Source organism: Streptomyces netropsis (assembly GCF_014203545.1).
GTDB lineage: Bacteria > Actinomycetota > Actinomycetes > Streptomycetales > Streptomycetaceae > Streptomyces > Streptomyces netropsis.
In genome coordinates this window covers 68,025-93,017 of record NZ_JACHJG010000014.1, presented here as the reverse complement: position 1 = coordinate 93,017, position 24,993 = coordinate 68,025, and the positions used below count along the sequence as shown (strand labels likewise).

Here is a 24,993-nt window from a genome sequence, read left to right as displayed (position 1 = left end):
GGCCCGTCGCGAGGCGGGCCGAATGGGTGTCGTCCCTCCCCGGTGCGTTTACCCGCCGGGGAACCGGGGACCTCGTCACGGTGCTGATGGGACACCAGCGAAAGGCGAGGCACCGTGGCAACGCACCCCGCCCCCGACCGGTCCACCGGTCCGGGACGGTCCGGCGACCCTGACCGGACCACCACGTCGACGGTGACCCTCCGGGTCAACGGCGTTCCCCGGCGGCTGACCCTCGACAACCGCACCACCGTGCTCGACGCCCTGCGCGAGCACCTGGATCTCACCGGTGCCAAGAAGGGCTGCGATCACGGGCAGTGCGGGGCGTGCACCGTACTGGTCGACGGGCGGCGCACCAACAGCTGTCTGCTGCCGGCGGTCGCCCACGACGGCGCGGAGATCACCACCGTTGAGGGCCTGGCGGAACTGGTGGGCCCGGCCGAAGGCGGCGCACTGCATCCGCTCCAGCAGGCGTTCGTCGACCGCGACGGCTTCCAGTGCGGCTACTGCACCCCGGGACAGCTCTGCTCGGCGGTCGGGGCGATCTCCGAGGCGGCGGCGGGTCACCCCTCGTACGTCACCTCCCTGACGGCCGGTCCGCCCGGCCCGCCCGTCCCCCTCTCCCCCGACGAGATCCGCGAGCGGATGAGCGGCAATCTGTGCCGGTGCGGCGCGTACCCGAACATCGTCGGCGCGATCGAGGACGTGACGCGGTGAGGAGGTTCGCCTACACGCGCGCCGACGACGTCGACGCGGCCATCGCGGCCCTGGCCGACCACCCGGACGGCGTGTTCCTCGGCGGCGGTACGAACCTCGTCGACCTGATGAAGCTGGGCGTGGTGTCCCCCGGTCTCCTGGTGGACGTCAGCAGACTGCCCCTCGCGGAGATCCGGGAGACGGCGGGCGGCGGCCTGTGGATCGGCTCCGGCGTCCGCAACAGCGACCTCGCCGCCCACCCGGCCGTACGCACCCGCTACCCGGCGCTGTCCCAGGCGGTGCTGGCGGGCGCGTCGGGTCAGATCCGCAACACCGCCACCACGGGCGGGAACCTGCTCCAGCGCACCCGCTGCCTGTACTTCCAGGACGTCGGCAAGCCGTGCAACAAACGCGTACCCGGCAGCGGCTGCCCCGCCCGCGACGGCGTCCACCGCGACCTCGCCGTACTCGGCCATTCCGAGGCCTGCGTGGCCACGCATCCCTCCGACATGGCCGTGGCGCTCGCGGCGCTCGACGCCGTCGTCCATCTGCGGGGGCCCGGGGGCGAGCGGACGGTCGACCTCACGGACTTCCACCGGCTGCCGGGCGACGAACCCCATCTGGACACCGTCATCCGCCCCGCCGAGCTCGTCGTCGCCGTCGAGCTGCCGCCCCCGCCGGCGGGCGGGTCCGGCTACCGCAAGGTGCGCGACCGTGCCTCGTACGCCTTCGCCCTCGTCTCCGTCGCGGCCGCGCTCGAGGTGCGTGACGGCAGTGTCCAGGATGTACGGCTGGCGTTCGGCGGTCTGGCCCACAAGCCGTGGCGGGCCCGCGCGGCGGAGGGCGCGCTGCGGGGGGCCCGGGCCACCGAGGAGTCCTTCACCCGCGCCGCCGACGCCGAGCTGGCGGCCGCGGAGCCCTTGCGCGACAACGCCTTCAAGGTGCGTCTCGCGCGCAATCTGGCCGTGCGCGTCCTCAGCGGACTCGCCAGCCTCGGCGGCGCCGCCGCAGTCACCGAGGGGACCGTCTCATGAGCACCACGAGTACGCCCGGGCCCGTGCGCGTCGAAGGGCGCGAGAAGGTCACCGGGGCGGCCCGCTACGCCGCCGAACACACCCCGCCCGGCACCGCCTACGCCTGGCCCGTCCCCGCCACGATCGCCCGCGGGCGGGTCGTCTCGGTCGACGCGGGCCGGGCGATGGACGAGCCGGGGGCCCTCGCCGTCCTGACCCACGAGAACGCCCCGCGGCTGAAGGACGTGGACGACGCCACCCTGCTCCTCCTGCAGAACGACCGCGTGCCGCACCGCGGCTGGTACGTCGCGCTGGCGGTCGCCCGCAGCCTGGAGGCCGCACGCGCCATGGCCGCCGCGGTGCGGGTCACGTACGCGGCCGAGGACCACGACGCCGTGCTGGCCCCCGACCACCCGGGCCTCTACGTCCCCGACGAGGCCAACGGCGGCTTTCCCGGCAGCCGCGAGCGCGGCGACTTCGACACGGCGTACGAGCGCGCTGCCGTGCGCGTCGACGCCACGTACACCATGGCCGGTCTGCACAACCACCCCATGGAACCGCACGCCGCGACCGCCCGGTGGGAGGACGACCGCCTCCTCGCGTACGACTCCAGCCAGGGCGCCACCACCGTCCAGAAGACCCTGGCCGCGCTCTTCGGCACGGACAAGGAGCGAATCACCGTCGTCTCCGAGCACGTGGGCGGTGGCTTCGGCTCCAAGGGCACGCCCCGCCCCCAGGTGGTCCTGGCCGCGATGGCCGCCCGGCACACCGGGGTGCCCGTCAAGCTCGCGCTGCCCCGGGCGCAGCTCGCGGCCGTCGTCGGTCATCGCCCGCCCGTCATCCAGCGGGTCCGGCTCGGGGCGGGCGAGGACGGGACGATCAGCGCCCTCGCCCACGAGGTCATCACCCAGACCTCCACCGTCCGGCAGTTCGTGGAACAGGCCGCCACCCCCTCACGCACCATGTACGTCTCGCCGCACAGCCGTACCACCCACCGGGTCGTCGCGCTCGACGTCCCCAGCCCGTCCTGGATGCGGGCGCCCGGCGAGGCCTCGGGGATGTACGCACTGGAGTGCGCGATGGACGAACTCGCCTGCGCCACCGGGGTGGACCCGGTCGAGCTGCGGGTGCGCAACGACACGGCGACGGAGCCGGACAGCGGGAAACCGTTCAGCAGCCGGCACCTGGTGGAGTGTCTGCGGGAGGGCGCGCGGCGCTTCGGCTGGCACGAGCGGGACCCGCGCCCCCGCTCGCGCGCGGAGGGCCGCCACCTCATCGGTACCGGCGTGGCCTCCTCCTGCTACCCCGTCTATGTGTCGGCCTCGTCGGCACAGGCGCGCGTCGACGGCGACGGCCGCTTTTCCGTGCGGGTCAACGCGACGGACATCGGTACGGGGGCCCGTACCGTGCTGACGCAGATCGCGGCCGAGGCGCTCGCCGTCCCGATGGACCGGGTCGCGGTCGAGATCGGCAGCAGCGCCCTGCCCACCGCCCCGCTCGCCGGGGGTTCCTGCGGGACCGCCTCCTGGGGGTGGGCCGTGCACAAGGCCTGTCGTGCTTTGGGGGATCTGATCGGCGAGCACGCAGGGACGGTCCCGGCCGGCGGTCTGACCGTCACCGCCGACACCTCGGACGACATCGTGTCCGAGCCGCCCCAGGCGAAGTCCTCCTTCGGCGCGCAGTTCGCCGAGGTGCGGGTCGACGCCGACACCGGCGAGATCCGTGTCAGCCGTCTCCTGGGCGTCTTCGCCACGGGCCGGATCCTCAACGCCCGTACCGGGCGCAGCCAACTCGTCGGCGCGATGGTGATGGGTGTGGGGATGGCGCTCCTCGAGAGCAGCACCCTGGACACGCGGTTCGGTGACTTCGCCGAGCGCGACCTCGCGTCGTACCACGTGCCTGCCTGTGCGGACATCCGCGACATCGAGGCGCACTGGATCGACGAGCACGACCCTCATCTGAACCCCATGGGCAGCAAGGGCATCGGCGAGATCGGCATCGTGGGCACGGCCGCGGCGATCGCCAACGCGGTGCACCATGCGACGGGCGTGCGCGTCCGCGATCTGCCTCTCCACCCGGAGAAGCTGCTGGCCTGATGCCCGGCTTTCGGCCCGTCCCCACGTCCCGCCCGCGGGTCCGAGGGCCGGCCGTTCACCTTCCGCTCTTGCCCTCTCCCGGGGCGGTCCCCTCCTCCGCCGCGGTCTCCTCGGTCGCCGACGTCTCCACCTCGCGCCACTCCTGGGCGCGCGTCGGCCTCCCGGAGCGGGTCAGGCCTTCCACTTCCTTCTTCAGTTCGTCGTCCCGCTTGGCGCCGTGCTTGCTGCTTCCCCGGTCCATCGTTCCTCCTGATCAGCACTTGCCCGGTGGGCCCGGCCCTCCGCGGAGGAAGGCCGAGCCATCGAGTACCCGGGCTTCTCCGGCGCAAACCGGCCGTACCGCTGCTTTCGTGGTGGTTGCGACGTGGCGGCCGTAGGCGCCCGGCCGCGGGGCGCGGGTCAGACGACGGTGCCGCGCCACTGCCCGGACTCGATGCCGCGGGACTCGATGAACGTCTTGAAGCGCTCCAGATCGCCCTTGGCCTGGCGGCGGACGAAGCCGAGCTTGTCGCCGACGGTGTCGACGATGCCTTCGGGAGCGTGGTCGAACTGCAGCATGACCTTGGTGCGTGTCGTGTCGAGGCGGTGGAAGGTGACCACACCTGCCTGGCGGACCTCGCCGGACACGGTCGTCCAGGCCACGCGCTCGTCGGGGATCTGCTCGGTGATCTCGGCGTCGAATTCCCGGGTGACGCCGTCGATCTTCGTCACCCAGTGGGTGAGGGTCGGCGTGCGCTGTTCGATGCGCTCGACGCCCTTCATGAACCGGGGGAAGTCCTCGAACTGGGTCCACTGGTTGTACGCCGTGGTGACCGGGACGGCGACCTCGATGGACTCCTCGATCTGTGACATGACGTCTCCTCCTCAGTGATGGGGATTCGCTGATGGGGACTCGGTGAGTCGGACGAAAGGGTCGGTCCACCAGCGGGTGCCCGCGATCGCGCGTCTCAGACATCGGATTCGCGATACCACCACCTCAATCCGCGAGGGCGACACTGAGGCTGACCGTATAGCTCTCCTCCACCATGCCGTCCGGGAAGAACCCGGTCAGACGGTCACGCTCTTCGGCGAGGAACGCGTCGGCGGCTTCGGGACCGGTGACGAGGAAGGCGGAGTGGCTGCCGAGATTGCCCAGGTGCACGTCGATCGGCACGCGCCGGGTCCAGGGCACTTGGCGGCTGACGAAACCGAGCCCGCTCGGCAGGCCGCGCAGGTGCACGGGAGCGAACCGGGTGCTCTCGGTCTCGCCGAAGAAGCGGCGAAGGCGGGTGTCCTGGTCGGCGATCCACGGGACGTCGGCATCGAAGTCGTTCCACCAGAGGGCGAGCGCGCCGCCCGGGCGCAGGACGCGGAGCGCTTCGGGGACCGACCGGCTCCGGTCCGTCCAGTGCCAGGCCTGGGCGTACGTGAGGAAGTCGGTGGAAGCGGAGGCCAGCGGAAGGTGGTTGCCGTCGCCGCGCACGACCGGCACGTCGGGGAGGGACCGGCGGAACTGTGCCGACATGCCGTCACCGGGCTCGACGGCTATGACGCGGGCTCCGCGGGCGTGGAGGAGGCGGGTGGCGATGCCGGTGCCGGCCCCGACGTCCGCGACGCGGGCTCCGGCGAGCGGGCGTCCGGCGAGCTCCTCGACGGCGTCCAGGAGGGCGGGCGGGTAGGAAGGGCGGTGCGCCGCGTAGCGGGCGGCTGCCGCGTCGAAGGAACGAGCGCGCGAGGGGGTCGTCATGGCCGACATCGTCGTTCGTCCGAGGGCCTGCGCGCCATCGGTCGACGCCGGTACCGGTCCCGGCCCATGGGCGCTGGACTCCGTGCACACCGCCGGTGTCGTCCACCGCGATCTCAAGCCCGGGAACATCCTGCTCGGCGCGGACGGCCCCTGGGTCATCGACTTCGGCATCGCGCGCGCCGCGGAGGCCACCCGGCTGACGCGCAGCGGCGCCTTCATCGGTACCCCGCAGTTCATGTCGCCCGAGCACGGCATGGGGGCCGAACTCACCCCCTCCACCGACGTGTTCTCCCTCGGTCTGATCGCCGCCGTGACGGCCACCGGCCGCCACCCCTACGGCGCGGGCGGTCCGCTGACCGTGGCCACGCAGATCGCCAACACCGCTCAGCGGCCGCCGGACCTGTCCGAGCAGGCGTCGGGGCGCGCGGCGCGCGCCTTCGACGGCCGGCTGCCCGCCCCGGTCGCCCCGGCGGTGGCCGCGCGGCATGATGACCTCGAAGGGGAACCTCTCGATGTTCAGGATCACCGAGGTGACGCCGACGGGGCGCTTCCTCGACCCGCCCACGTACTCCGGCACGCTGACGCTGTGGAAGCCGCCCGCCTGACCGATGAGCGGGCGCCGCGGCTACGCGGACAGGCGGAAGTGAAGGCTGCCGAAGGCGACGTGGTCGCCCGGGCGGACGCACACGGTACCGGCGATGCGGAGGCCGTTGACGTACGTGCCGTTGCGTGAGCCCAGGTCGGACAGCCGCCAGGAGCCGCCCAGGTAACGCAGTTCGGCATGCCGGCGCGAGACCGTGTCGTGGTCGAAGCGCAGATCCGACAGCGGGGAACGGCCGATGCACAGCGGCTTCGTGTCCGGTGCGGGAAGGCGCAGCCCGGGGAGGCGCGCCATGTGCCAGGCACCGCGCAGGCGGACCCCGAGGGCCGAAAAGCGCGCCACCGTACGCACGATGACGTCCGAGAGGCTTCTACGGGCCGGCAGATCGGCCACGATGACGTCGATCTCGGCCCGGCTGCGGGCGGTGAGGACGATCTGCATGCGGTGCATGAACGTGTCGTGCGAGAGCCGGCCCTCGCCGGTGCCGGCCCGCAGCACTTCGAGCGCCCGGTCCCGCTCCGCCTCCGACGGCCGGCGGCTCACCTGCGTACGGAAATCGGGAGACGTCATGGGGTGATTGTCGGCCCACCCGCCCCCCGGTGTCCACAATCGATCAGACGGGGCGCAGTCAGCCCCTCATCCGGGCCGCGATGCCGTCCAGGACGTAGTCCAGGCCGGTTTCGAAGCGCCACCGGGCGTCGTCCTTGCGGTGGGCCTGAAGGGCGTAGCTCTGGAAGGCCGGATAGCGGCCGGTCTTCATGAGCCACGCCATCTGGGGAGCCAGCGCCGTCCTCACCTCGTCGCCGCTGGACCAGCCCTGACCTTCCATCAGCTGGCGCATGGCGATCTCGGAGTGGGTGCTGCCGTAGGTGTACGCGGTGACCGCCTGGAGTACGGACATCATCGTGTCGGCGTCCAGGCCCAGACCGTCGAGCACCGTCAGCGCCCGCTCCGCCACGGCAATCCTGTTCGGGGTCAGCGCGAGCACCGCCTGGGGTGCGGGGAGCCGGGCGAGCCAGGGGTGTTCGAGCAACAGGGTGCGTGTGTTGAGGGCGAGAACACGCATGCTCTCCCGCCAGTCGATGGCGGTGGGGACCGCCAGCTCTCCGTAGACCAGGTCGACCATGAGCGCCAGGACGTCGTCCTTGCCCGACACGTAACGGTAGGCGGCCATCGGCGCGACCCCCAGGGCGGTGGCGAGCCGCCGCATCGTGACGGCGTCGAGGCCCTCCGCGTCGGCGATCCCGACCGCCACCGTGGCGATCCGATGGGGTGTCAGGGCTGCTGCTCGGGGGGTGGGCGAGGGGCGTTCGAGCCGCTCCCAGAGGGAGACCGGGGCCTCTTCCTCGCCTTCCTCGCCCTTCTTCCGGTCGGTCACGGGCCGGGCTCCTTAGCTGGTGTGTGTACATCGTATCTCCAGTGGACAGCGTACACAGCGGTGTGTACGTTGTACGCAACTCAATACGACGTACACACCACCGCCTCAGCACACCCATCACTGCCAGGGGGATCAGCGATGAACGACCACGACGTCCACAGTCCGACGCCGGAAGAGGAGCGGGACGAAGAGCCGGCACGCCACAGGTCGATCTATTTCGGCGTGTTCGGCCTGATGCTCGGCATGTTCCTGGCCATGCTCGACGGCCTGATCGTGGGCACCGCGCTGCCCACGATCGTGGGTGAGCTCGGCGGGCTGAACCACCTGTCCTGGGTGGTGACGGCCTATCTGCTCACCACCGCCGCGACCACCCCCATCTGGGGCAAGCTCGGCGACCTCTACGGTCGCAAGGGCACCTTCATGACCGCGATCGTGCTTTTCCTGATCGGCTCGATGCTCGCCGGGCTCGCGCGGGACATGGGCCAGCTCATCGCGTTCCGCGCCGTGCAGGGGGTCGGGGCCGGCGGGCTGATGGTCGGCGCCCTGTCGATCATCGGCGTTCTGGTGCCGCCGAGGGAGAGCGGCCGTCTGCAGTCGATGATCGGCGCGATGATGCCGGTCGCCTTCATCGGCGGCCCGCTGGTCGGCGGCTTTCTCACCGATCATCTGAGCTGGCGCTGGACCTTCTACGTGAACGTGCCCATCGGAGCCGTCGCCCTGCTGATCGTGGGCATCGGGATCCGGCTGCGCACCGAGCGGATCAAGGCTCGGATCGACTACGCGGGCGCGGGCCTGCTCACCGCCGGGATCCTGGCGCTGACGCTGCTCGCCAGCTGGGGTGGCACCAGCTACGCCTGGTCCTCGCCGGTCATCCTCGCCCTGGGCGCCGTCAGCGTCCTCACGCTGGCCGGGTTCGTGTACGCCGAGCGGCGCGCCGAGGAACCGGTCATCCCGCCCCGGCTGTTCGGCAACCGCAACTTCACCCTCGCCCAGATCCTCAGCTTCCTCGTCGGGGCGGTGATGCTCACGGTGACGAACTACCTTCCGCAGTACATGCAGTTCGTCCAGGGCACGTCCCCGACGGCCAGCGGCATGCTGCTGCTGCCCCTGATGTTCGGCATGCTCGGCGCCCAGCTCACGACCGGCCGCCTCGTCAGCCGCAACGGCCGCTACCGCGTCTACCCGATCCTCGGTGGCGCCGCCATGACCGTGGGCTCGCTCCTCCTGCTGCTGCTCGACGTGAGCACCGGCACGGCCGTGGCTTCCGCGCTCACCCTCGTCACGGGCCTCGGGATGGGTCTGCTGACGCAGAGCGTCATGCTCATCACGATGAACAGCGCCGACCCCCGTGACATGGGCGCCGCCAGCGGAACGGTCACCTTGATGCGCACCATTGGCGGGTCGCTCGGCATTGCGCTGCTCGGTGCCGTCTACGCGAGCCGCATGGAAGCGAGCCTGGCCGGGAAGCTCGGCTCCGAGGCTGCCCAGCGGGCGTCCTCCGGAGCCGGTGAAGTGACTCCGGCCCTGGTGCAGGACATGGCTGCTCCTGTCCGTGCCGCCTTCCAGGCCGCCGTCACCAGTGGGCTGCACGGCATCCTCGTCGGCGCCGCGGTCGTGTCGGTGATCGCCTTCGCGGCCGCCTGGTTCGTCCGGGAGGTCCCACTGCGCGGCGATGCCCCGGCCGAGGACCACACCCCCGAGGAGCCCGCCCGGCAGACCCCGGCCGACGGTGTGGCCACGGGCTGACCTCTGCGGCAGGACCGCCGGAGCCGCCGAACGCAGTCCGCGCGACACCGGGTGTCTTCCTGCCGGCGTCGCGGAACGCCGTGCACACGCGAACTGACGAGGTGTGCGCGCGTCCGCGGGCCCGTCCGACGACCGGGTGGGGCCGGTCCGCAGCCGTCGCCCCGGAGCCACCGGGCCCCCGGGCCGGTCCTATTTGATTCGGCGAATGCGGGAATACGTCCTTTAATAGGGAACCTATGTTCTCTCCGCGTTCCTTGATCACTTACCCTCGCATGGCGCGCCATGCCTCCGCCCTGAGCGTGGGGCTGCCGCCCGACGAGGCCGTCGTCGTCGACGCCCCGGACGCGCCGCTGCGCGCCGCGTTGGTCGCGGCCGCCTCCGGTGACTTCGGTGCGGCCCGTGAACTCCTCGCCACCACCCGGCTCGACATGCAGTGGGAGCGCCGCGACGCCTGCGTCTCGGACCTGGCCTCCTTCGCGCTGCACAACCCCGGCTGGCTGGACGCCTGGCTGTCCGCGGCGCCCGAGGACCCGGACGCCATGCTGGTGAAGGCGGACCTGTGCATCCTTCAGGCGTGGGAGATCCGCAGCTCGGCGCGGGCCGACGACGTGAGCGAGGACCGGTTCCGCGGCTTCTTCGCGCTGCTGGAGGACGCCGTCCCGGTGATCGGGACGGCCATCGAGCTCAACCCCGCCGACCCGGTGCCCTGGCGCATCGCGCTCACGCACGCCCGGGGCTGCCAGGCACCCCGTGAGATCTTCGACAGCTACTGGGAAGAGGCCACCGCCCGCTCCCCGCATCACTTCGGCTGCCACGCGACGGCCCTGCAGTACCTGTGCGACAAGTGGTACGGCTCGCACGAGGAGATGTTCGCCTTCGCGGAACGCGCCGCCGATCAGGCGCTGCCCCCGTCCAAGGTGCAATCGCTGCCGCTCCAGGCGGCCGTCGAGTACGTCATCGTGGCCTCCGCCGTCGCGGACGGGCCGATCGACCCGGCCCGGATCGATGCCGCGATCCAGCGCGCCCTCGACATGGTCGCGCACTACGAGGCGGGCGACCCGGAGGTCGCCGACGTGCGCAACCACCTCGCCCTGATGCTGGCCAACTCCGGCCGCTGGGCGGAGTCGCTCGAACAGTTCCGGGCCATCGGCGTGCACGCCACCCGATTCCCCTGGGCCTATGTGGGGGACCCGCGCCAGGAGTTCCTGGAATACCGCACCGGAGTACGGATGCAGGTCGCGGGGAACACCCCGCTCTTCGGCCGTCCCCCGCGGCCTGCCCCGCTGCCCGTCCCCGGTCCGGCCGAGGCAACGGCTGCGGGCGAGCCGTACCCGTCGGCGGAACACTGCTCCCTCGCCGTCGTCGCCGCGACCCTGGACACGGTCGCCGAGGCGACCCTCACCTCGGGGCCGCCGCTGCGCGTGGCCACGGCCGCCAACGGCTGGCACACCCTGGTCGAGATGGCGCTCCACCCCGACCACGCGCGCCGCGGCTCCCTGCACACCCGGGACCGGCTCGTCACCGCGGCGGGCACCTTCACCACCCGGGAGCGGTGGCCCGCCCTGATACTCCACCGGTCGGGTGACCGGCACGGCTTCACCCTGGTGCACCAGGGCAAGCGACTGGCCGAGCACCAGTGGGATCCGGCCGCCCCCGTGCCCGGCCTCGACGAGGTGACGGCCACGGCCCAGGCGGTGGCCGGCGTGTACGACATCGCCGACATCCGCCCGCTCATCGCCCTGCTGCGCGGCTCCGACGACGCCCCGCGCCGACAGGCGGACCTCGTCGCGGCGCTGCGCATGCCGCCCCTGCCCGCGGCCTTCGGAACCCGCGCCGAGGTCCTCACGGAGCTGCCCGACGCCCGGATCCTCACCCGCCCCGGGGCGATGGGCGACTGGGAGAAGGCCACCGCCGCCGACGGACAGGGACCCCATCGGGTCTACACCGTACGCAAGCCCTGGCACTGGTGGACGCTGCGTCTGCTGTTCCTGCCGCTCTGCGTCATGATGGCGGCCTGGGGCTGGATGTCGGACGACGTGATGTTCCTCCGGCCGTTGCTCGCGACCGTCTCCGCGCTCTACGTCGGCAGCCAGTTGGTCGGCGCCTGGCGGCGCCGCCCGCGCCGCTGAGCCCCGCCGCCCGGGCCGGTGTTCAGGCGGCCTGTCGCAGGGCGCGGGTCACGGCCGCCCCCACGGCTCGGGTCGGCGGGCGCGCGCAGTCGATGCCGAGTTCGGCCGCACGTCCGCGCAGGTGCAGGTGCAGGTCGACGGTGGATTCGACGAGTTCGGCGAGGGCGGTGTCCGCTCCCGGCCCGCGGCGCGACGCGGTGACGAGGGCGGCCGCGCCGAGCACGGCGGTCGGCCACCACACGATGCCCGGGGCCAGGAAGCCGACTCCCCATGCGTACAGCCGGGCCGCCGAGCCCAGGATCGCACGACCCGGGCGGAGAGACACCACGTGAACAAGCACGACGAGCCGGCCCGGAAGGCGGTCGACGCCGTCCGCCGAGGGAGTGCAGCCTCGCTGGAGACGCTTCTCGACGCCGGGGACGCCGAGCACTGGATCGCGCTCGACCTCGGGATACGGCGGCGGTCCTGGTACTGGTCGGACACGCTGCCCTCCATGGCGTGGGTACGCGCGGGCGAGCCGCCCGCGAACGAACCGTCGCTCGCCGTGGCCCTGTGCCACCCCGACGGCCGGATACGGCAGGCCGCCCTGGTGAGCGGCGCGGCCGTCCCGGCGCTGCTGCCGCTCGTCGCCGTGCGCTGCGCGGACTGGGTCGTCCCGGTCCGCGCACAGGCCCGGGAGTTGCTGCGCGCGGCTCTGGCCGAGGCGGATCCGACGACCCTGGCCACCGTGACCGCGGTCGTGCTGCGCACGGCACGGCGCCGGCACGGCGAGTACGCCCAGGAGCTCGTCGTGGAGACCCTGCGGCAGGCGGACGACGAGCTGACCGACGCCCTGCTGGGCAGCCGGGACCGGGCCACCCGGCGCCTCGCGCACCGGATCGCGATCGGCCGGGACCGCTTCTCCCCCGCCCGTCTCGCCCGCCTCGCGGCCACCGACGACGACGTGGTCGTCCAGGACATGTGCGCCGACGCTGCCCTCGCCCGCGTCGGGGACGGGCGGCACGACGAGGTCCTCCGGCTGTTGTTGGGCTCCCGCCACTCGCGGGTGCGTGCGGCGGGGGTGACGGCGCTGGGCCGGACCGGACGCGCCGAGGAGGCCACGGCGTTCCTCGTCGACCGCTCGGGCATCGTCCGCGCCTGCGCGCGGTGGGTTCTGCGCCGGAACGGCCAGGACCCGCTGCCGCACTACCGGAAGGCGTGCGCCGGCCCGGCCGCGGCCGTCTCGCCCGGGGCGGTCGCCGGGCTGGGCGAGTGCGGCACCCGGGCGGACGCCGACCTGCTGCGCCCCTTGCTGGCGCATCCGAGCGGTCCGGTGCGGGCCCGCGCGGTCGGCGGGCTGCGCACGCTGGGTGCGGCGGAGCCCACGTGGCTGCGCCCCCTGCTGGACGACCCGTCGGCGTCCGTGGTGCGCGAGGTGTCCGTCGCGCTCGTACCGTACGCCGCGGAGCTCCCCGAAGCGTGGCTGTGGGAGCGTCTGGCCGTCGACCGTCCCCGGCATGCGCGGACCGCCGCCTACCGTCTGCTGTCGGGGCACCGCAGCACGGTCCGGCTGCGCTGTCACCTGAGCCTGCTGGACGACCCGGAGCCGGGGCTGCGCGGCCGGGCCCGCGCCGCCGTGCCACGGTGGGACCCCGCCGACGCGGCGTCGGTGTACGCCGCCCTCTCCACCGGCGAGCGCACGCACCTGGACACGCTGATCGACCGGGCCGAACCCGTCCTGGGCGGCAGGGTGGTGGACCTGCTGCGCTGGTATCTGAGGGCGGGCAGGGGGACTCATGGCGCTCAACCCGCTGTGGTTCGGCAGGACTTGGCCGCCCCGCCCCGGTAGCCTAACGGCCGGGGCGAGGCGGCTCCCGCGGGTTCTACCGGCCGTGCCGCTCCCTCGCGGGCGCGACGGCGGGCCTGGTTCCGATGACGACGGTGGCGTTCAGGTCGTCACAGCTGACCACGCGCGGGATCAGCCCGTTGGCGGCGAAGGCCTCGACGGTCCTCGAGGCCTGACGCTCGCTCGTCTCGACCAGCAGATGGCCGCCCGGTGCCAGCCACTGCGGTGCCGCGGCGGTCACCCGCCGCTGGACGTCCAGCCCGTCCGCGCCGCCGTCGAGCGAAACCAGGGGCTCGTACAGGCGGGCCTCCGGGGGCAGCAGTCCGATCGCCTCGGTGGGTACGTAGGGCGCGTTGGCGACGAGGACGTCGATGCGGCCCCGCAGGGTGAGGGGCAGCGGTTCGTAGAGGTCGCCTTCGTAGACCCGGCCGCCGGCCGGGGCGAGGTTGCCGCGGGCACAGCGCACCGCGACGGGGTCGATGTCGGCGGCGTGCAACTCGATCCGGTCCAGGGCCGCGCCCAGCGCGGCGCCCACGGCCCCCGAGCCGCAGCACAGGTCGACGACGACGGCTCGGGCGGTCCGAGCGGCGGTGGCCGTGGCCTGCCGGGCGAGGGCGACGGCTTGTCCGACGAGGAACTCGGTGCGACGGCGGGGTACGAAGACTCCGGGGTCGACGGCTATGCGCAGGCCGTGGAACTCCGCCCAGCCGAGGACGTGTTCGAGGGGAAGACCGGCGACCCGTCGGTCCACCATGGCGGCGAGGTCGGCGGGGGTACGTGCCGTGGAGAGGAGCAGCTCCGCCTCGTCCTCGGCGAAGACACAGCCGACGGCCCGGAGCCTGGTGACGATGACGGATCGGGAAAGATCAGAACGACCGGAGAGAGGGGAGAGCGATGACGGGGAAACCGACATGGGAAGCCTTTCGGGATACCGAAGGGCGCTCTCGCGGTCACTGTGTCAAGTGGACCGTACAGCCGTGAGATGAGAGCACCCAGCCTGCTACAGCGGTAATGGGTCTCACCTCCTGGGTCGTTCCGTAATGGAGTTGGCAACACTACATGATCCACTCCTGGAGGCGAACACCTCGTCCCGACGCTGACATCGAATCATCGCGCCGCGGCCCCCGCACCTGCGCGGAAGGGGGCGGAGGATGATCAGGGCGTGCAGACAGTGACAGCAGACAGCGACAGACGGCCGTCGTCCGGGCTCACGGTGACGGTCTCGGCGCTGATGGTCGAGATGGCGTTCGCGGCCGCCGCCCTGTGGTCCTGGGGGGTGACCCACCCCGGCCCCGAAGACGACAGCGGCGCCCTGGCCGTCGTGGTGCTGCCCTTCCTTCTCCCGGTCGTGGCCGGCGTGGCCCTGGTCCTCGCGCTGACTCTGGTGATGCCCACCGTCGCACTGGCGCGCCGGGCAGGCGTGTGGTGGGGCGGAGCGGGGGCCTGGTGGTGGATACCGGCCGTGGCCTCGGCGGTCTCGGCGGCCGCGATCGCCGTCGTGGGGCTGTGGGCGGGGTGCCGCGGGGGCGTGGCGGCTCCCCCGGTCTACCTCTGGTGGTGGCTCGCGGTGACGGCTCTGATCGTCCCCGCGGGCCTGCTGGCCCGTCTCGCCCGGCGCCGCGCCGCCGAGGGGCGGCCGGTGCGGGCACGCACGGTGTTGCTCGGTGGCTGCGCGGGCGTGGTGGCTTTCTTCCTGGTGCTGCTGACGGTCGCGGTCGTGGTGGAGTCCGTCGTCGGCTGACGCGGCCGCCCCACGCCGCGTCGCCGCCTACGATGCCGTCATGGCCCCGTTCCTGATCGAACGCCCGTCACGGTTGCCCGTGGGTGCCGCGTGGCAACGGCTCACCCACTGGGAGGCCCACGCGGCGCATGTCCCGCTCACCCGGATCGTCGTGCCGACGCCGCACCCGCCCGGTGTGGGGACGAGGATCGTGGCCAGGACGGGGATCGGGCGCGTCGCCTTCGACGACTGCATGGACGTCGTGCGCTGGCAGCCGCCCTCCGCCACCGCCCCCGGTCGCTGCCGTCTGGAGAAGCGGGGTTCGGTGGTCACCGGCTGGGCCGAGCTGGAGGTGCGCGCGCACGGTGCGGGGTCGTGGGTCGTCTGGGAGGAGGACCTGCGTGTCCGCGGGCTGCCGCGGCTGTTCGATCCGCTCGTCTCCTGGTCCGGCCGGCTGGTCTTCGGCAGGGTGGTGAGCCGCCTGCTGGACGGCTGACGCGCGGAAGTCCCAGCCCGTCGCCGGGATCAGGAATACGCCGTCTCTTCCCGGCAACGCGGAGAGAGAGCCGATCCGATCGCGACAGAGGGAGTTGCCACGTGAACTGGCGACAAGACGCCGCCTGCCGGGAAGAGGACCCCGACCTGTTCTTCCCCGTCGGCACCACGGGCCCTGCCGTCACGCAGACCGAAGACGCCAAATCCGTGTGCCGGCGCTGCCCTGTCATGGAACAGTGCCTGCGATGGGCCATGAACTCCGGTCAGGAATACGGGGTATGGGGCGCGACGAGCGAGAAGGACCGACAGGCCATCCGCGCTGGGCGAAGGCAGTATGCCACCAGCGCACACTGAAGCCCCTCCGGCGGATCCGCGTGGACCGGCGAGCGGCGTCCGCTCGCACGGCGGAGGACCGCCCTCGTACCGGGTGCGGAGGTCACGGGCGTGAAAGCCGTCATCGAGTCCTGATCGTGCCCGTACGGACCCGCGGTCACGACGAGCCGCGGCCGTTCCGTCCGGAACGGCCGCGGTGACCTGCGATCAGTGACCCGTCAACGTCCCAGGGAACGCTTGAGTTCGGTCTTGTTCATCGACGAGCGGCCGTGGATGTTGCGGCGCTGAGCCTCGGCGTAGAGCTGATCGTAGGTCGGTCCCTGGGCGCCGCTGTGGGAGCGCTGTCCGCCTCGCCGGGAGGAGGACATGTCCTGCGTGGAGCTCTTGCTCGCGGTGCGGGACTCACCGGAGCGGGCGCGTTCCTTGTTCACGGTGCGGGCGGCTATCTCCTTGGCCCGTTTCGTGCTCTCGCCACGGTCCTCGGCGCTCTCCTTGATGTGCTCGTACTGGCGTTCACGCTTCGGGCTTGATCCTCGAGGCATGTTCTCCGGTCCTTACCGTCCGTACCGGCTTCGGCATTCCCAGCCGAAACCGGCGCGTCAGCGCTCGAACTTCTTCTTGGCGTCGGCGACGGCCTCGTGGGCCTTGCCTTCCACCTTCTCGGCGCGACCCTCGGCTTCCATCCGCTTGTCGTCGGTGGCGCGGCCGGTGGTCTCCTTCAGCTTGCCCTTGACCTGCTTGGCCTTGCCCTTTGCCTTGCTCATGGTCCGGTCTCCTGTCTGTCGGAAGGCGGCTGCCTTCGGAACCCACCCTGTGGGCGGCCCCCGGGGTCCGCAACCGCACTCAGCCTGACGTGTCCGTTTCCTTGTTCCCCTTGTCGTGATCGTCATTGCCGGGAATCTCGCGTGGTTCGAGGGGGTGGACGGCGGGCCCGTGCAGGACCGAGCCGTCGGTGGCGAACCGGGAGCCGTGGCAGGGGCACTCCCACACCCGCTCGGCGTCGTCGAAGTGGACGAGGCAGCCCAGGTGTGTGCACCGCGCCGAGACGGCCCGTGCCTCGCCGGACGGGTCGCGGTAGACCGCGCACCGGCGTCCGCCGATCCGTACGACGGCCCCGCGGCCCGGTGTGATGTCCGCGACCGCGTCGACGTGGGTGGTGTGCAGCCGGTCCCCCACGAAGTGCCGGGCGACGTCCAGTTGGCCCTTCATCAGCTCCGAGGTGTCCCGCAGGGGTGGCAGCCTTCTCGGGTCGACGAGCCGCGCCCAGGCGGGACGCGGGGCGCCGGTGATGCGGGCGGCGAGCAGCCGGCCGGCCATCACCCCGTTGGTCATGCCCCAGCCGCCGAATCCGGTGGCCACGTGGACGTGCCGGGTTCCGGGATGGACGTGGCCGACGTACGGCAGGTGGTCGTCGGAGTCGTTGTCCTGCGCGGACCATCGGTGGACGGACGGCGCGTCGGCGAAGCCCGGCAGGCAGGCGTCCGCCCAGGCCTGGAGCCGCTCGAACCGGTCGGCCACGCCCTGTGCACCCGGTGCGAAGGACGCTCCGGTGACGATGACCAGCCGCTGCCCCTCGCCGTAGGGGGCGCTGCGTACCGAGCGGATGTCGTCCTCGGGTGTGACGTACATGCCCCGGGGCGCCCGCGCGGCCGTGACCGGCGCGGCGACGACCGGTTCCCGGCGCGGCGTGAGCCGGGCGGAGAGCAGGGACCGGTCGAACACCGGGTAGTGCGTGGCGATGACGACGTCACGCGCGTGCACCACGGCTCCGCTCTCGGTGGTGAGACGGCAGTGCGCGCCGTCGTGGAGCCCCACCACACGGGTGCGCTCGTGGACGCGTCCGCCGCCCGCGGTGAACTGTTCGGCGAGTGCCAGCAGGAACTTGCGCGGGTGGAACTGGAGTTGGTCCGGGACGTGTACGGCGGCGGCCACCGGGAACGGCAGGTCGGTGTCGGTGACGAGCGAGGCGTCGAGGCCGGCTTCCCGTGCCGCGCGTGCCTCGGCGCCGACGGCGTCCACGTGCTCGGCCGTCCGCGCGTACGTGTACGCGGGGGCCCGCTCCAGTTCGGCGTCGATGCCCAGTTCCCCGCAGAGCGCTGCCGTGTGTTCCACGGCGTCGAGCTGCGAGCGTGCGTAGAGGGCGGCGGCGTCCGCCCCGTGCTCGGTCCGCAGTCGCGCGTAGCACAGGCCTTGCAGCGCCGAGACTTTGGCGGTGGTGTAGCCGCTGACGCCGGTGGCGATCCGGTCGGCCTCCAGGACGACGACGTCCCGGCCCGCCCGGGCCAGCTCCCACGCGGTGCACAGGCCCGCGATGCCACCGCCGACCACGGCGACATCCGCCTCCACCACGGCCTCGGGGCCGATCGCGGGGTACGCCGTGTCCGGTGTCGAATCCATCCAGTGGGACTCGTACGTCGTGCGGGCGGGCTTCGGCATGCCCTTCCATGTTCCCGGTGCGGCCTCGCCCTAACGTGGGGGTACCGAACGGCGCAACGGAGCCGATCGGCGGGCAGCCGACCGGATGACGGCGCCTCCCCCCGCAGGTGGGGAGGCGCCCGGGCGGAGAGGATCCCGCAACCGCTCAGCTCGCCGCCCGTTCCTCCGCCCGGACCACCCCGGAGCCGGATCCGGCGCAAGCTGAGGAGAGCGCCGGGCATCGCGACGCGGCGACGGGACAGCGGCGGGACGCGGCGGCGGGACAGGAAGGAGGACCGCATGGCGGCGACCGGCGGGCAGGGCGGCAGAACCGGGCCGGGCGGGGAGCAGCACAACGGGCGCGAGGAATCGGCCGACGAACGGGCGGACCGGCGCTGGAACGAGCTGCTCCAGGAAGTCCGCGTCACGCAGACGGGCGTGCAGATCCTCTTCGGCTTCCTGCTGACCGTGGTCTTCACACCACGATTCGCCACCCTGGACGACACCGATCACACCATCTACGTGATCACGGTCGTCCTGGGAGCGGCCACCACCGGCGCCCTCGTCAGCCCGGTCTCGTTCCACCGGATCGTGAGCGGACGCCGGATGAAGCCGCAGACCGTCGTCTGGGCCGGGCGGCTGACCATGGTCGGTGTCGTGCTGCTCCTGGCCACCGTCACCTGCGCGCTGCTGTTGATCCTGCGGATCGCGCTGCACAACGCGGCGGTTCCCTGGCTGGTCGCGGGGGTGGTCGCCTGGTTGGTGCTGTGCTGGTTCGGGCTGCCCGGCTGGGCACTGCACCGCCACAAGCCGAGGGAGTAGCGCGGGCACATCGTTCGAGGGGATTCAGGGCGGCCGGGGTTTCCTCGGCCGCCGCCCGGTCACCCGTACCGGCGTGGGGGCGGGACCGCGTGACCGCGCCGCCCCGTCGTCACGGCCGGAACCGCTTCTCCGACAACGAGAGGACCATGATGAGCAGCATGCGGATCGCGTTCCTGGTGGCACCGGAGGGTGTCGAACAGATCGAGCTCACGGATCCCTGGCAGGCGGTGCTCGACGCCGACGGCACCCCCCGGCTGGTCTCCACGAAATCCGGCCGGATCCAGGCGTTCCACCACCTGGACAAGGGCGACACTTTCGCCGTGGACGCGGACCTGGATCACACCGGCGTCGACGACTACGACGCGCTGGTCCTGCCCGGGGGCGTTGCCAACCCCGACGCCCTGCGGATGGACGAGCGGGCGGTGGCCTTCGCGAAGGGGTTCTTCGACGCGGGCAAGCCCGTCGCGGCCATCTGTCACGCCCCCTGGACCCTGGTGGAGGCCGATGTCCTGCGGGGCCGGACGCTCACCTCGTGGCCCAGTCTGCGCACCGACATCCGTAATGCCGGGGGCACCTGGGTCGACGAGCGGGTCGCGATCTGTGCGAGCGGCCCCAATACGCTCGTCACCAGCCGCAAGCCCGGCGATCTGGAGGCCTTCTGCGCGGCCTTCACCGGCGAGTTCGAGAAGGCGGCGGCGTGAGGGGAGGTCGTCGGGAGCGGGGACCGCTCCCGACGACCTCCGCCGACGGGCTCACTCCTCAGCGGAGGTGGACGATCTTGTACATGCCCATGAAGACATGCGGCAGACCGCTGTGCTCATCGGGAACCCAGCACGTCAGCGCGTAGGTGCCCGGCTTCAGGCCGTGGATGCGCAGAAGCGCCGTGTGACCGGGCGAGATGCCGCCGAAGCCCACGGGCTGACCGGTGAAGGGCGACTTCGCCTTCTTGTTCTGCGCCATCGCGTCGAAGTACGCGCGGAGCCCGCGGTCGGTGGTGCCCGCGGTGACCCGCTGGATCTGTGCCTCGTGGATCTCGGTCGAGGCGTTGCGGATCAGGATGGGCTTGTGGGAGGTGACCAGTCCCTCGGTACGGAAGCGCGGTCCCGCGTCGGTGTCCCGGAAGGTCACGGTGCTGTGCGGCGACCTCGTCAGGGCCTTGTGGTGCCCGCCGTGCGAACCGTACAGCTTGAGGGACTTCACCACCGGCTTGGTGGGACGGTCCAGGAACGCCGTGAAGTCGATCAGGTAGACCGTGCCGGCCGGGATCGACGTGATGAATTCCTCGTTGACCTTCCGGGTGACGAAGGCCCCGCCCACCGCCTCGGCGTCGGCCTCGAACGCCCGCATTCCGGCCGCCGCCTTGGACGGGGTGTGGCTGACCGCGTCGGCCAGGTCGCGGAGCACGCGGCTGATGGGTACGCCCTTGTGCGGGCGCACGACCTGGAGCTGACGGCCGTCCTTGGCGTCGGTCGAGACCCGGAAGGCGACGCGGCCGCCTTCGTGGTGGTGCGGTGCCTTGATGCCCGAGGCGTTGACGGTGACGTCGATCGGGGACGCCCCGTGCCGCTGTGCGGTGGCACCGCTCGCTCCGCCCACGGCGGTGGCGAAGGTGAGGGTGGCGACGGCCGCCGTCCTCACGCCGCGTCTGAGCAGTTGACTGCGCATAGAGATCCTTCCTTCGGTGGTCCCTCCCCGCTACAACACATCACCGGTCACGGCCACGGTGAAGCCGATGCCGGCCGGATTCGAACCAATCGGGCTACGGGCCGGGGCCTACGCCGCGTCAGGGCCGGGGTCGGCGAGGGCCGGGACGCCCGGACCGCGGGGTAGCGGTTCCGCGACCGTTCCGATGGCCTGGGTGGCGGCGCGGAGGCCGACGACCGCCCACGGTGGCACCACCGACGGCAGGCCGCCGTAGGCCACGTAGGCTCCGGTCGCAGACGAGCCGGTGCCACGCCCGCGACCTCGCCGAGGCCCGACAGCATCAAGGACGCGGTGACGAACCGGTGCCGAGAGCCCCCAGGGCCTCTTGCGCTGCATCCGCCTCAACCGTCAAGGTCCTTACCGACGTTCACGCACGTGCAGCTCATCATCAGCTCCCAGGAGGACCGATGCACGAGCCAGCCCCGCAGCACCACCGTGAGGACCCCGAGGTCAGCCGTCGTTCCGTGCTGAGGTCCGCGGGCGCCGCCGGCGCCGGACTCGGTGTGGGCCTCGGCGGACTCGGCGCGGCGAGCGCCGCGGCTGCCGCCCCCCATGACCCCGGCGCCCCGGCGCCGCAGGCGGCCGACGAGCCGGCCTGGCCGGCCCGCCAGGGCAAGACCATGATCGGCACGCCGTTCGAGCGGCGTGGCACCGTCCGGGTCGGGATCATCGGCCTGGGCAACCGCGGCGACGCCATGACCGACCTCTTCCTCGCCGTCCCCGGTGTCCGGGTCAACGCGCTGTGCGACCCCGTCAGAGCGAAGGCGGAGAAGGTCGCCGCCAAGGTCACGGCCGCGGGACAGCCGGCTCCCGCCCTCTACACCAAGGGCGACGACGACTACGAACAGCTCTGCGCGCGCGGCGATCTGGACTTCGTCTACGTAGCGACGCCCTGGGAATGGCACTTCCCGATGGCCGAGACGGCTCTGCGGAACGGCAAACACGTCGGCGTCGAGTGTCCCCTCGCCATGGAACTCGACCAGCTGTGGCGGTTGGTGGACCTCTCCGAGCGCAACCGCCGGCACTGCATACAGATGGAGAACTGCTGTTACGGCAGAAACGAGATGCGGGTCCTGCGCATGGCGCACGCAGGGCTCTTCGGCGACCTCCTGCACGGCGCGGGAGCGTACATCCACGATCTGCGCGGTCTGATGTTCTCACCGACGTACTACGAGAGCCCGTGGCGGCGGCTCTGGCACACCCGGCTCAAGGGCGACCTCTACCCCAACCACGGGTGCGGGCCGGTCGCCAACTACATGGACGTCAACCGCGGGGACCGCGCCGTGCGGATCACGACGTTCGGCTCCCCCGCCCTGGGACTGGCCGCCTATCGCGCGCAGCACATGCCGCCGGGCGATGCGAGCTGGAAGGAGAGCTACATCCAGAGCGACATGTCGATCAGTCTCGTACAGACGGCGAAGGGCCGGGTGATCCGGCTGGAGCACGCGGTCTCCAATCCGCATCCCTACAGCCGTCTGAACATTCTGGGCGGCACGAAGGGGGTCTTCGAGGACTACCCGCCGAGGATCTATCTCGAGCCGGAGATGTCCGACGACGAGTGGGGCGATTTCAAGAAGTACGCGAAATGGGACCACTGGCTGTGGAAGGAGCACGCCAACCCGCCCGGCGGGCACGGCGGCATGGACTACATCATGGTCTTCCGGCTGATGCAGTGCATGCAGCTGGGTCTGGTGCCCGACTTCGACGTGTACGACGGGGCCACCTGGACCGCTCCGGTGCCGCTCAGCTCTGCCTCGATCAAGGCACAGGGCGCGCCGCAGGCCATCCCCGACTTCACACGGGGGCTGTGGCGGCAGGCCCGCCCCGGGATGGACTCGGCGAAGCCGTAGGGCGCGGTCTCCCCTCCTCCCCGGTGCGGGGACGCGGCGCGTCCCCGCACCGGGCGGTCACCGGCCGGGCGCGGCGTCGGCGGCGGCCAACCCCTGGAGCCCCGCGGGCAGCGCCCCCGTGTGGACCACGCCCAGTCGCTGCGTCGCCCGGGTGAGCGCGACGTACAGGTCACTCACCCCGAACTCCCCCGGTTCCGCCACGATCACCGTGTCGAATTCCAGGCCCTTGGCCTGCCTCGGGTCGAGCAGCACCACCGGACCGGTCAGATCCGGGGAGGGGCCTGCGGAGGCGTCCGGGAGGGCCGCGGCCAGGGCTTCGTGGTGCCCGCGCGGGGCGATCACCGCGAGGCGTCCTTCCGCGCGCGACTCCCGGGCGACGGCCTCGGCGACCGCGCCGCTCAGGTCGTCGGTGTGCCGCGCCCACGGTCCCGCGCCCGTGGAGCGGATCGAGCGCGGGGGCTCGAAGGTGGTGTCCACGGACCGGATCACGTCTGCGGCGATCTCCATGATCTCCGTCGGCGTGCGGTAGTTCACGCCCAGCTTGACGTGTTCCCAGCGGTCGTCGACGTACGGCGCGAGGATCGGCTCCCACGCGCCGCAGCCGCCCGGCTCGGCGGTCTGCGCCGGGTCGCCGACCAGGGTCATCGAGCGGGTCGGGCAGCGGCGCATCAGCAGCCGCCACGCCATCGGGGACAGCTCCTGCGCCTCGTCCACGATGATGTGACCGAACGCCCAGGTGCGGTCGGCGGCGGCGCGTTCGGCGGCGCTGCGGTGGTCGGCCTCCTCGTGCCGGTCCGCGAGCCGTTCCGCGTCGACCAGGTCGTGGGCGGCCAGCACCTCCGAGTCCTCGTCCTCGCGGTCCTCGAACTCCTGGGTGCGGGAGCCGTAGCTGAGGTCGAGGACGCCCTGCGCGTACGCGATCCGCTCCTGGCGCTCGGCCTCGGCGGCCGCGCGGGCCGCCGCGTCGTCCTCGCCGAGGAGTTCGGCGGCCTCGTCGAGCAGCGGGACGTCCGCGGGGGTCCAGTCGCCTCCGGTGCGGCGGATCGCCCGCGCGTCGGCCTCCGGGAGGTGGACGGGGTCGGTGAGGAAGTCGGCGACCAGTTGCTCCGGTGTGAGGGCGGGCCACAGCTCCTCGATGGCGGAGCGCACCTCGGGGCTGGTGGCGATGGCCTTGCCGAGCTGGGCGATGTCGTCGGGGCCGAGGAGGTTCGGTCCGCCGTAGGGGTCGGCGCCGATCCGGTCGGTCAGCTGCGCGGTCAGCGCGTCGATGACGCGGAACGCGAAGTACGGGCGGGCGAGGTTGTGCGGCAGCCCGGTCTCGCGCGCCCGGCGCCGGGCCTCGTGGGCGATCTCGGCGTCCAGGAGCAGCTCGCCGTCCTCGTGCTCGATCACGGTCACGGGGTCGGGCAGCGTCTGCCGGTCCCGCACGAACCGCGCCAGCGCGTCGGCCATCGCCAAGCCGCCCTTGACGGCGGCGGCCCGGGCGGTGTCGGTTCCGGTGGCGGTCACGCCGGGGAAGAGTTCGCCGGGCGTGGCGAGCAGGACGCCGGTCTCGCCGAGCGAGGGCAGCACCTCCGAGATGTAGCCGAGGAACGCGGGGTTGGGCCCGACGATCAGCACGGCCCGGCGGGCCAGCTGCTCCCGGTGGGCGTAGAGCAGGAAGGCGGCACGGTGCAGGGCCACGACGGTCTTCCCGGTGCCGGGACCGCCCTCCACGACGAGGACGCCGTGGTGCGGGGCGCGGATGATGCGGTCCTGCTCGGCCTGGATGGTCTGCACGATGTCGTGCATCCGTCCGGTGCGGGAGGCGTCCAGCGCGGCGAGCAGGACGGCGTCCGCGTCGGTTCCCTCATGGCCGGTGCGCAGGGTGTCGGCGAGGTCCAGGATCTCGTCGTGCAGAGCGGTGACCCGGGGGCCCTCGGTGGTGATGTGACGCCTGCGTCGCAGCCCCATGGGGGTGTGCCCGGTGGCGAGGTAGAAGGGACGGGCGACCTCCGCCCGCCAGTCGACGACGAGCGGTGTGCGGTCGGCGTCGTCGCGCCGGATGCCGATCCGGCCGATGTGGTGATCGCGCCCGTCCCGGAACACCAGCCGGCCGAAGCAGAGCCCGTTCTCCCCGGCGTTGAAGGCGGCGAGCAGCCCGGACTGCTCGGCGACCAGCACATCGCGCTCCACCCGTGCCTGGAGTCCGTTCCCCGTCGGCGCCAGGGCGCCCTTCACCGACGCCTCGGCTCCGGCCCGCAGTTCGTCCAGGCGGCCGTGGAGCAGATCGATGAATTCCTGCTCGTGCGCCAATTTCTCGTTTGACAATTCTGCTCCCACCCGGATATCATGACCTCATAAAGCTTCCCCATGCCATGAGTTCGTCACGGCATGGAATTCTCCAATATACGCAGAGAATTACCCCGGCCGTCAATACGGTCCGGGGCTTTTTCATTTCCGCGGCG

Annotated in this window: 26 protein-coding genes; 13 read left to right on the top strand and 13 right to left on the bottom strand. The window is 72.2% G+C overall.

Features of this window, described 5'->3' with window-relative positions; genetic code table 11:
* Positions 1 to 192 precede the first annotated feature (192 nt).
* From FHS38_RS28040 to FHS38_RS28030, 3 genes are read left to right on the top strand one after another with little or no spacing between them, the layout of a single operon-like run.
* The gene (locus tag FHS38_RS28040; RefSeq protein WP_311775297.1) at positions 193 to 714 is read left to right on the top strand and encodes a 2Fe-2S iron-sulfur cluster-binding protein; all 522 of its coding nucleotides are present in this window, start codon (positions 193 to 195) and stop codon (positions 712 to 714) included.
* Positions 711 to 1,727 (top strand): FAD binding domain-containing protein, encoded by a 1,017-nt coding sequence (locus tag FHS38_RS28035; RefSeq protein ID WP_184738209.1) that lies wholly within the window; start codon positions 711 to 713, stop codon positions 1,725 to 1,727. The genes FHS38_RS28040 and FHS38_RS28035 overlap by 4 nt, the downstream gene beginning before the upstream one ends.
* Positions 1,724 to 3,802: a xanthine dehydrogenase family protein molybdopterin-binding subunit gene (locus FHS38_RS28030; protein ID WP_184738207.1), complete on the top strand. Its 2,079-nt coding sequence runs from the start codon at positions 1,724 to 1,726 to the stop codon at positions 3,800 to 3,802. Before FHS38_RS28035 ends, FHS38_RS28030 begins: the two co-directional genes overlap by 4 nt.
* 55 nt (positions 3,803 to 3,857) lie before the next feature.
* On the opposite strand, the gene FHS38_RS28025 is transcribed toward FHS38_RS28030, so the two are convergent.
* The 3 genes from FHS38_RS28025 to FHS38_RS28015 all read right to left on the bottom strand — a co-directional run bounded on the left by FHS38_RS28025 (position 3,858) and on the right by FHS38_RS28015 (position 5,528).
* A complete protein-coding gene (locus tag FHS38_RS28025; protein ID WP_184738205.1) occupies positions 3,858 to 4,043 on the bottom strand; it encodes a hypothetical protein in 186 nt (61 codons plus the stop codon).
* Between the two features lie 158 nt (positions 4,044 to 4,201).
* Positions 4,202 to 4,654, bottom strand: coding sequence for an SRPBCC family protein (locus FHS38_RS28020; protein WP_184738204.1), 453 nt, complete (start codon positions 4,652 to 4,654; stop codon positions 4,202 to 4,204).
* Positions 4,655 to 4,778: 124 nt separating this feature from the next.
* Positions 4,779 to 5,528, bottom strand: coding sequence for a class I SAM-dependent methyltransferase (locus tag FHS38_RS28015; protein ID WP_184738202.1), 750 nt, complete (start codon positions 5,526 to 5,528; stop codon positions 4,779 to 4,781).
* On the opposite strand from FHS38_RS28015, the gene FHS38_RS36415 reads away from it, so the two are divergent.
* Entirely contained in the window at positions 5,527 to 6,261 is a 735-nt protein-coding gene (locus tag FHS38_RS36415) for a protein kinase domain-containing protein (protein ID WP_184738200.1), read from the top strand. The genes FHS38_RS28015 and FHS38_RS36415 overlap by 2 nt on opposite strands.
* On the opposite strand, the gene FHS38_RS28005 is transcribed toward FHS38_RS36415, so the two are convergent.
* Positions 6,154 to 6,699 (bottom strand): FHA domain-containing protein, encoded by a 546-nt coding sequence (locus FHS38_RS28005; RefSeq protein ID WP_184738198.1) that lies wholly within the window; start codon positions 6,697 to 6,699, stop codon positions 6,154 to 6,156. The genes FHS38_RS36415 and FHS38_RS28005 overlap by 108 nt on opposite strands.
* A gap of 58 nt (positions 6,700 to 6,757) precedes the next feature.
* Positions 6,758 to 7,507: a TetR/AcrR family transcriptional regulator gene (locus tag FHS38_RS28000; protein WP_184738196.1), complete on the bottom strand. Its 750-nt coding sequence runs from the start codon at positions 7,505 to 7,507 to the stop codon at positions 6,758 to 6,760.
* Between the two features lie 138 nt (positions 7,508 to 7,645).
* Here FHS38_RS28000 and FHS38_RS27995 point away from each other — a divergent pair, with 138 nt between their 5' ends.
* Both FHS38_RS27995 and FHS38_RS27990 read left to right on the top strand, forming a co-directional pair.
* The gene (locus tag FHS38_RS27995) at positions 7,646 to 9,253 is read left to right on the top strand and encodes an MDR family MFS transporter (RefSeq protein ID WP_311775290.1); all 1,608 of its coding nucleotides are present in this window, start codon (positions 7,646 to 7,648) and stop codon (positions 9,251 to 9,253) included.
* A gap of 272 nt (positions 9,254 to 9,525) precedes the next feature.
* Positions 9,526 to 11,382, top strand: coding sequence for a hypothetical protein (locus tag FHS38_RS27990; RefSeq protein ID WP_260420982.1), 1,857 nt, complete (start codon positions 9,526 to 9,528; stop codon positions 11,380 to 11,382).
* A gap of 22 nt (positions 11,383 to 11,404) precedes the next feature.
* Here FHS38_RS27990 and FHS38_RS27985 read toward each other — a convergent pair whose 3' ends face one another.
* Positions 11,405 to 11,710 (bottom strand): hypothetical protein, encoded by a 306-nt coding sequence (locus tag FHS38_RS27985; protein ID WP_184738192.1) that lies wholly within the window; start codon positions 11,708 to 11,710, stop codon positions 11,405 to 11,407.
* Between FHS38_RS27985 and FHS38_RS27980 the strand changes: the two genes are divergently transcribed.
* Positions 11,711 to 13,210: a hypothetical protein gene (locus FHS38_RS27980; protein ID WP_184738190.1), complete on the top strand. Its 1,500-nt coding sequence runs from the start codon at positions 11,711 to 11,713 to the stop codon at positions 13,208 to 13,210.
* Between the two features lie 34 nt (positions 13,211 to 13,244).
* On the opposite strand, the gene FHS38_RS27975 is transcribed toward FHS38_RS27980, so the two are convergent.
* On the bottom strand, positions 13,245 to 14,120 hold the full coding sequence (locus FHS38_RS27975; RefSeq protein ID WP_184738188.1) for a putative protein N(5)-glutamine methyltransferase: 876 nt from the start codon (positions 14,118 to 14,120) through the stop codon (positions 13,245 to 13,247).
* Between the two features lie 249 nt (positions 14,121 to 14,369).
* On the opposite strand from FHS38_RS27975, the gene FHS38_RS27970 reads away from it, so the two are divergent.
* The 3 genes from FHS38_RS27970 (at position 14,370) to FHS38_RS27960 (ending at position 15,776) form a co-directional block, all read left to right on the top strand.
* Complete coding sequence (locus FHS38_RS27970; protein WP_184738186.1) at positions 14,370 to 14,948, top strand: hypothetical protein; 579 nt, start codon at positions 14,370 to 14,372, stop codon at positions 14,946 to 14,948.
* Positions 14,949 to 14,988: 40 nt separating this feature from the next.
* Positions 14,989 to 15,423, top strand: a complete 435-nt coding sequence (locus tag FHS38_RS27965) for an SRPBCC family protein (RefSeq protein WP_184738184.1) — start codon at positions 14,989 to 14,991, stop codon at positions 15,421 to 15,423.
* Between the two features lie 101 nt (positions 15,424 to 15,524).
* Complete coding sequence (locus FHS38_RS27960) at positions 15,525 to 15,776, top strand: WhiB family transcriptional regulator (protein WP_184738182.1); 252 nt, start codon at positions 15,525 to 15,527, stop codon at positions 15,774 to 15,776.
* Positions 15,777 to 15,973: 197 nt separating this feature from the next.
* Here the strand turns inward: FHS38_RS27960 and FHS38_RS27955 are convergent, their stop codons facing one another.
* The 3 genes from FHS38_RS27955 to FHS38_RS27945 all read right to left on the bottom strand — a co-directional run bounded on the left by FHS38_RS27955 (position 15,974) and on the right by FHS38_RS27945 (position 18,191).
* Complete coding sequence (locus FHS38_RS27955) at positions 15,974 to 16,297, bottom strand: plasmid stabilization protein (RefSeq protein WP_184738180.1); 324 nt, start codon at positions 16,295 to 16,297, stop codon at positions 15,974 to 15,976.
* A 57-nt stretch (positions 16,298 to 16,354) separates the two neighbouring features.
* Positions 16,355 to 16,519, bottom strand: coding sequence for a CsbD family protein (locus FHS38_RS27950; protein ID WP_184738178.1), 165 nt, complete (start codon positions 16,517 to 16,519; stop codon positions 16,355 to 16,357).
* 79 nt (positions 16,520 to 16,598) lie between these two features.
* Complete coding sequence (locus FHS38_RS27945; RefSeq protein WP_184738176.1) at positions 16,599 to 18,191, bottom strand: FAD-dependent oxidoreductase; 1,593 nt, start codon at positions 18,189 to 18,191, stop codon at positions 16,599 to 16,601.
* Positions 18,192 to 18,470: 279 nt separating this feature from the next.
* Between FHS38_RS27945 and FHS38_RS27940 the strand changes: the two genes are divergently transcribed.
* Both FHS38_RS27940 and FHS38_RS27935 read left to right on the top strand, forming a co-directional pair.
* Positions 18,471 to 18,992: a DUF6328 family protein gene (locus tag FHS38_RS27940; protein ID WP_184738174.1), complete on the top strand. Its 522-nt coding sequence runs from the start codon at positions 18,471 to 18,473 to the stop codon at positions 18,990 to 18,992.
* Between the two features lie 158 nt (positions 18,993 to 19,150).
* Positions 19,151 to 19,693 (top strand): type 1 glutamine amidotransferase domain-containing protein, encoded by a 543-nt coding sequence (locus FHS38_RS27935; protein ID WP_184738172.1) that lies wholly within the window; start codon positions 19,151 to 19,153, stop codon positions 19,691 to 19,693.
* A gap of 58 nt (positions 19,694 to 19,751) precedes the next feature.
* On the opposite strand, the gene FHS38_RS27930 is transcribed toward FHS38_RS27935, so the two are convergent.
* Together FHS38_RS27930 and FHS38_RS36410 are read right to left on the bottom strand one after the other, a co-directional pair.
* A complete protein-coding gene (locus FHS38_RS27930; RefSeq protein WP_184738170.1) occupies positions 19,752 to 20,657 on the bottom strand; it encodes a hypothetical protein in 906 nt (301 codons plus the stop codon).
* A 108-nt stretch (positions 20,658 to 20,765) separates the two neighbouring features.
* The gene (locus tag FHS38_RS36410; RefSeq protein WP_184738168.1) at positions 20,766 to 20,915 is read right to left on the bottom strand and encodes a hypothetical protein; all 150 of its coding nucleotides are present in this window, start codon (positions 20,913 to 20,915) and stop codon (positions 20,766 to 20,768) included.
* A gap of 188 nt (positions 20,916 to 21,103) precedes the next feature.
* Between FHS38_RS36410 and FHS38_RS27920 the strand changes: the two genes are divergently transcribed.
* Complete coding sequence (locus FHS38_RS27920) at positions 21,104 to 22,546, top strand: Gfo/Idh/MocA family protein (RefSeq protein ID WP_184738166.1); 1,443 nt, start codon at positions 21,104 to 21,106, stop codon at positions 22,544 to 22,546.
* A 57-nt stretch (positions 22,547 to 22,603) separates the two neighbouring features.
* Here FHS38_RS27920 and FHS38_RS27915 read toward each other — a convergent pair whose 3' ends face one another.
* Entirely contained in the window at positions 22,604 to 24,841 is a 2,238-nt protein-coding gene (locus FHS38_RS27915) for a HelD family protein (RefSeq protein ID WP_184738428.1), read from the bottom strand.
* Positions 24,842 to 24,993: the final 152 nt, after the last annotated feature.

What these genes read in the sequence shown, in the direction of transcription:
- FHS38_RS28030 (WP_184738207.1), top strand. Translation starts at nt 1,724, where the DNA reads ATGAGCACCACGAGTACGCCCGGGCCCGTGCGCGTCGAAGGGCGCGAG.
- FHS38_RS28025 (WP_184738205.1), bottom strand. Translation starts at nt 4,043, where the DNA reads ATGGACCGGGGAAGCAGCAAGCACGGCGCCAAGCGGGACGACGAACTG.
- FHS38_RS28020 (WP_184738204.1), bottom strand. Translation starts at nt 4,654, where the DNA reads ATGTCACAGATCGAGGAGTCCATCGAGGTCGCCGTCCCGGTCACCACG.
- FHS38_RS36415 (WP_184738200.1), top strand. Translation starts at nt 5,527, where the DNA reads ATGGCCGACATCGTCGTTCGTCCGAGGGCCTGCGCGCCATCGGTCGAC.
- FHS38_RS28015 (WP_184738202.1), bottom strand. Translation starts at nt 5,528, where the DNA reads ATGACGACCCCCTCGCGCGCTCGTTCCTTCGACGCGGCAGCCGCCCGC.
- FHS38_RS28005 (WP_184738198.1), bottom strand. Translation starts at nt 6,699, where the DNA reads ATGACGTCTCCCGATTTCCGTACGCAGGTGAGCCGCCGGCCGTCGGAG.
- FHS38_RS27995 (WP_311775290.1), top strand. Translation starts at nt 7,646, where the DNA reads ATGAACGACCACGACGTCCACAGTCCGACGCCGGAAGAGGAGCGGGAC.
- FHS38_RS27990 (WP_260420982.1), top strand. Translation starts at nt 9,526, where the DNA reads ATGGCGCGCCATGCCTCCGCCCTGAGCGTGGGGCTGCCGCCCGACGAG.
- FHS38_RS27975 (WP_184738188.1), bottom strand. Translation starts at nt 14,120, where the DNA reads ATGTCGGTTTCCCCGTCATCGCTCTCCCCTCTCTCCGGTCGTTCTGAT.
- FHS38_RS27965 (WP_184738184.1), top strand. Translation starts at nt 14,989, where the DNA reads ATGGCCCCGTTCCTGATCGAACGCCCGTCACGGTTGCCCGTGGGTGCC.
- FHS38_RS27955 (WP_184738180.1), bottom strand. Translation starts at nt 16,297, where the DNA reads ATGCCTCGAGGATCAAGCCCGAAGCGTGAACGCCAGTACGAGCACATC.
- FHS38_RS27950 (WP_184738178.1), bottom strand. Translation starts at nt 16,519, where the DNA reads ATGAGCAAGGCAAAGGGCAAGGCCAAGCAGGTCAAGGGCAAGCTGAAG.
- FHS38_RS27945 (WP_184738176.1), bottom strand. Translation starts at nt 18,191, where the DNA reads ATGCCGAAGCCCGCCCGCACGACGTACGAGTCCCACTGGATGGATTCG.
- FHS38_RS27940 (WP_184738174.1), top strand. Translation starts at nt 18,471, where the DNA reads ATGGCGGCGACCGGCGGGCAGGGCGGCAGAACCGGGCCGGGCGGGGAG.
- FHS38_RS27935 (WP_184738172.1), top strand. Translation starts at nt 19,151, where the DNA reads ATGCGGATCGCGTTCCTGGTGGCACCGGAGGGTGTCGAACAGATCGAG.
- FHS38_RS27930 (WP_184738170.1), bottom strand. Translation starts at nt 20,657, where the DNA reads ATGCGCAGTCAACTGCTCAGACGCGGCGTGAGGACGGCGGCCGTCGCC.
- FHS38_RS27920 (WP_184738166.1), top strand. Translation starts at nt 21,104, where the DNA reads ATGCACGAGCCAGCCCCGCAGCACCACCGTGAGGACCCCGAGGTCAGC.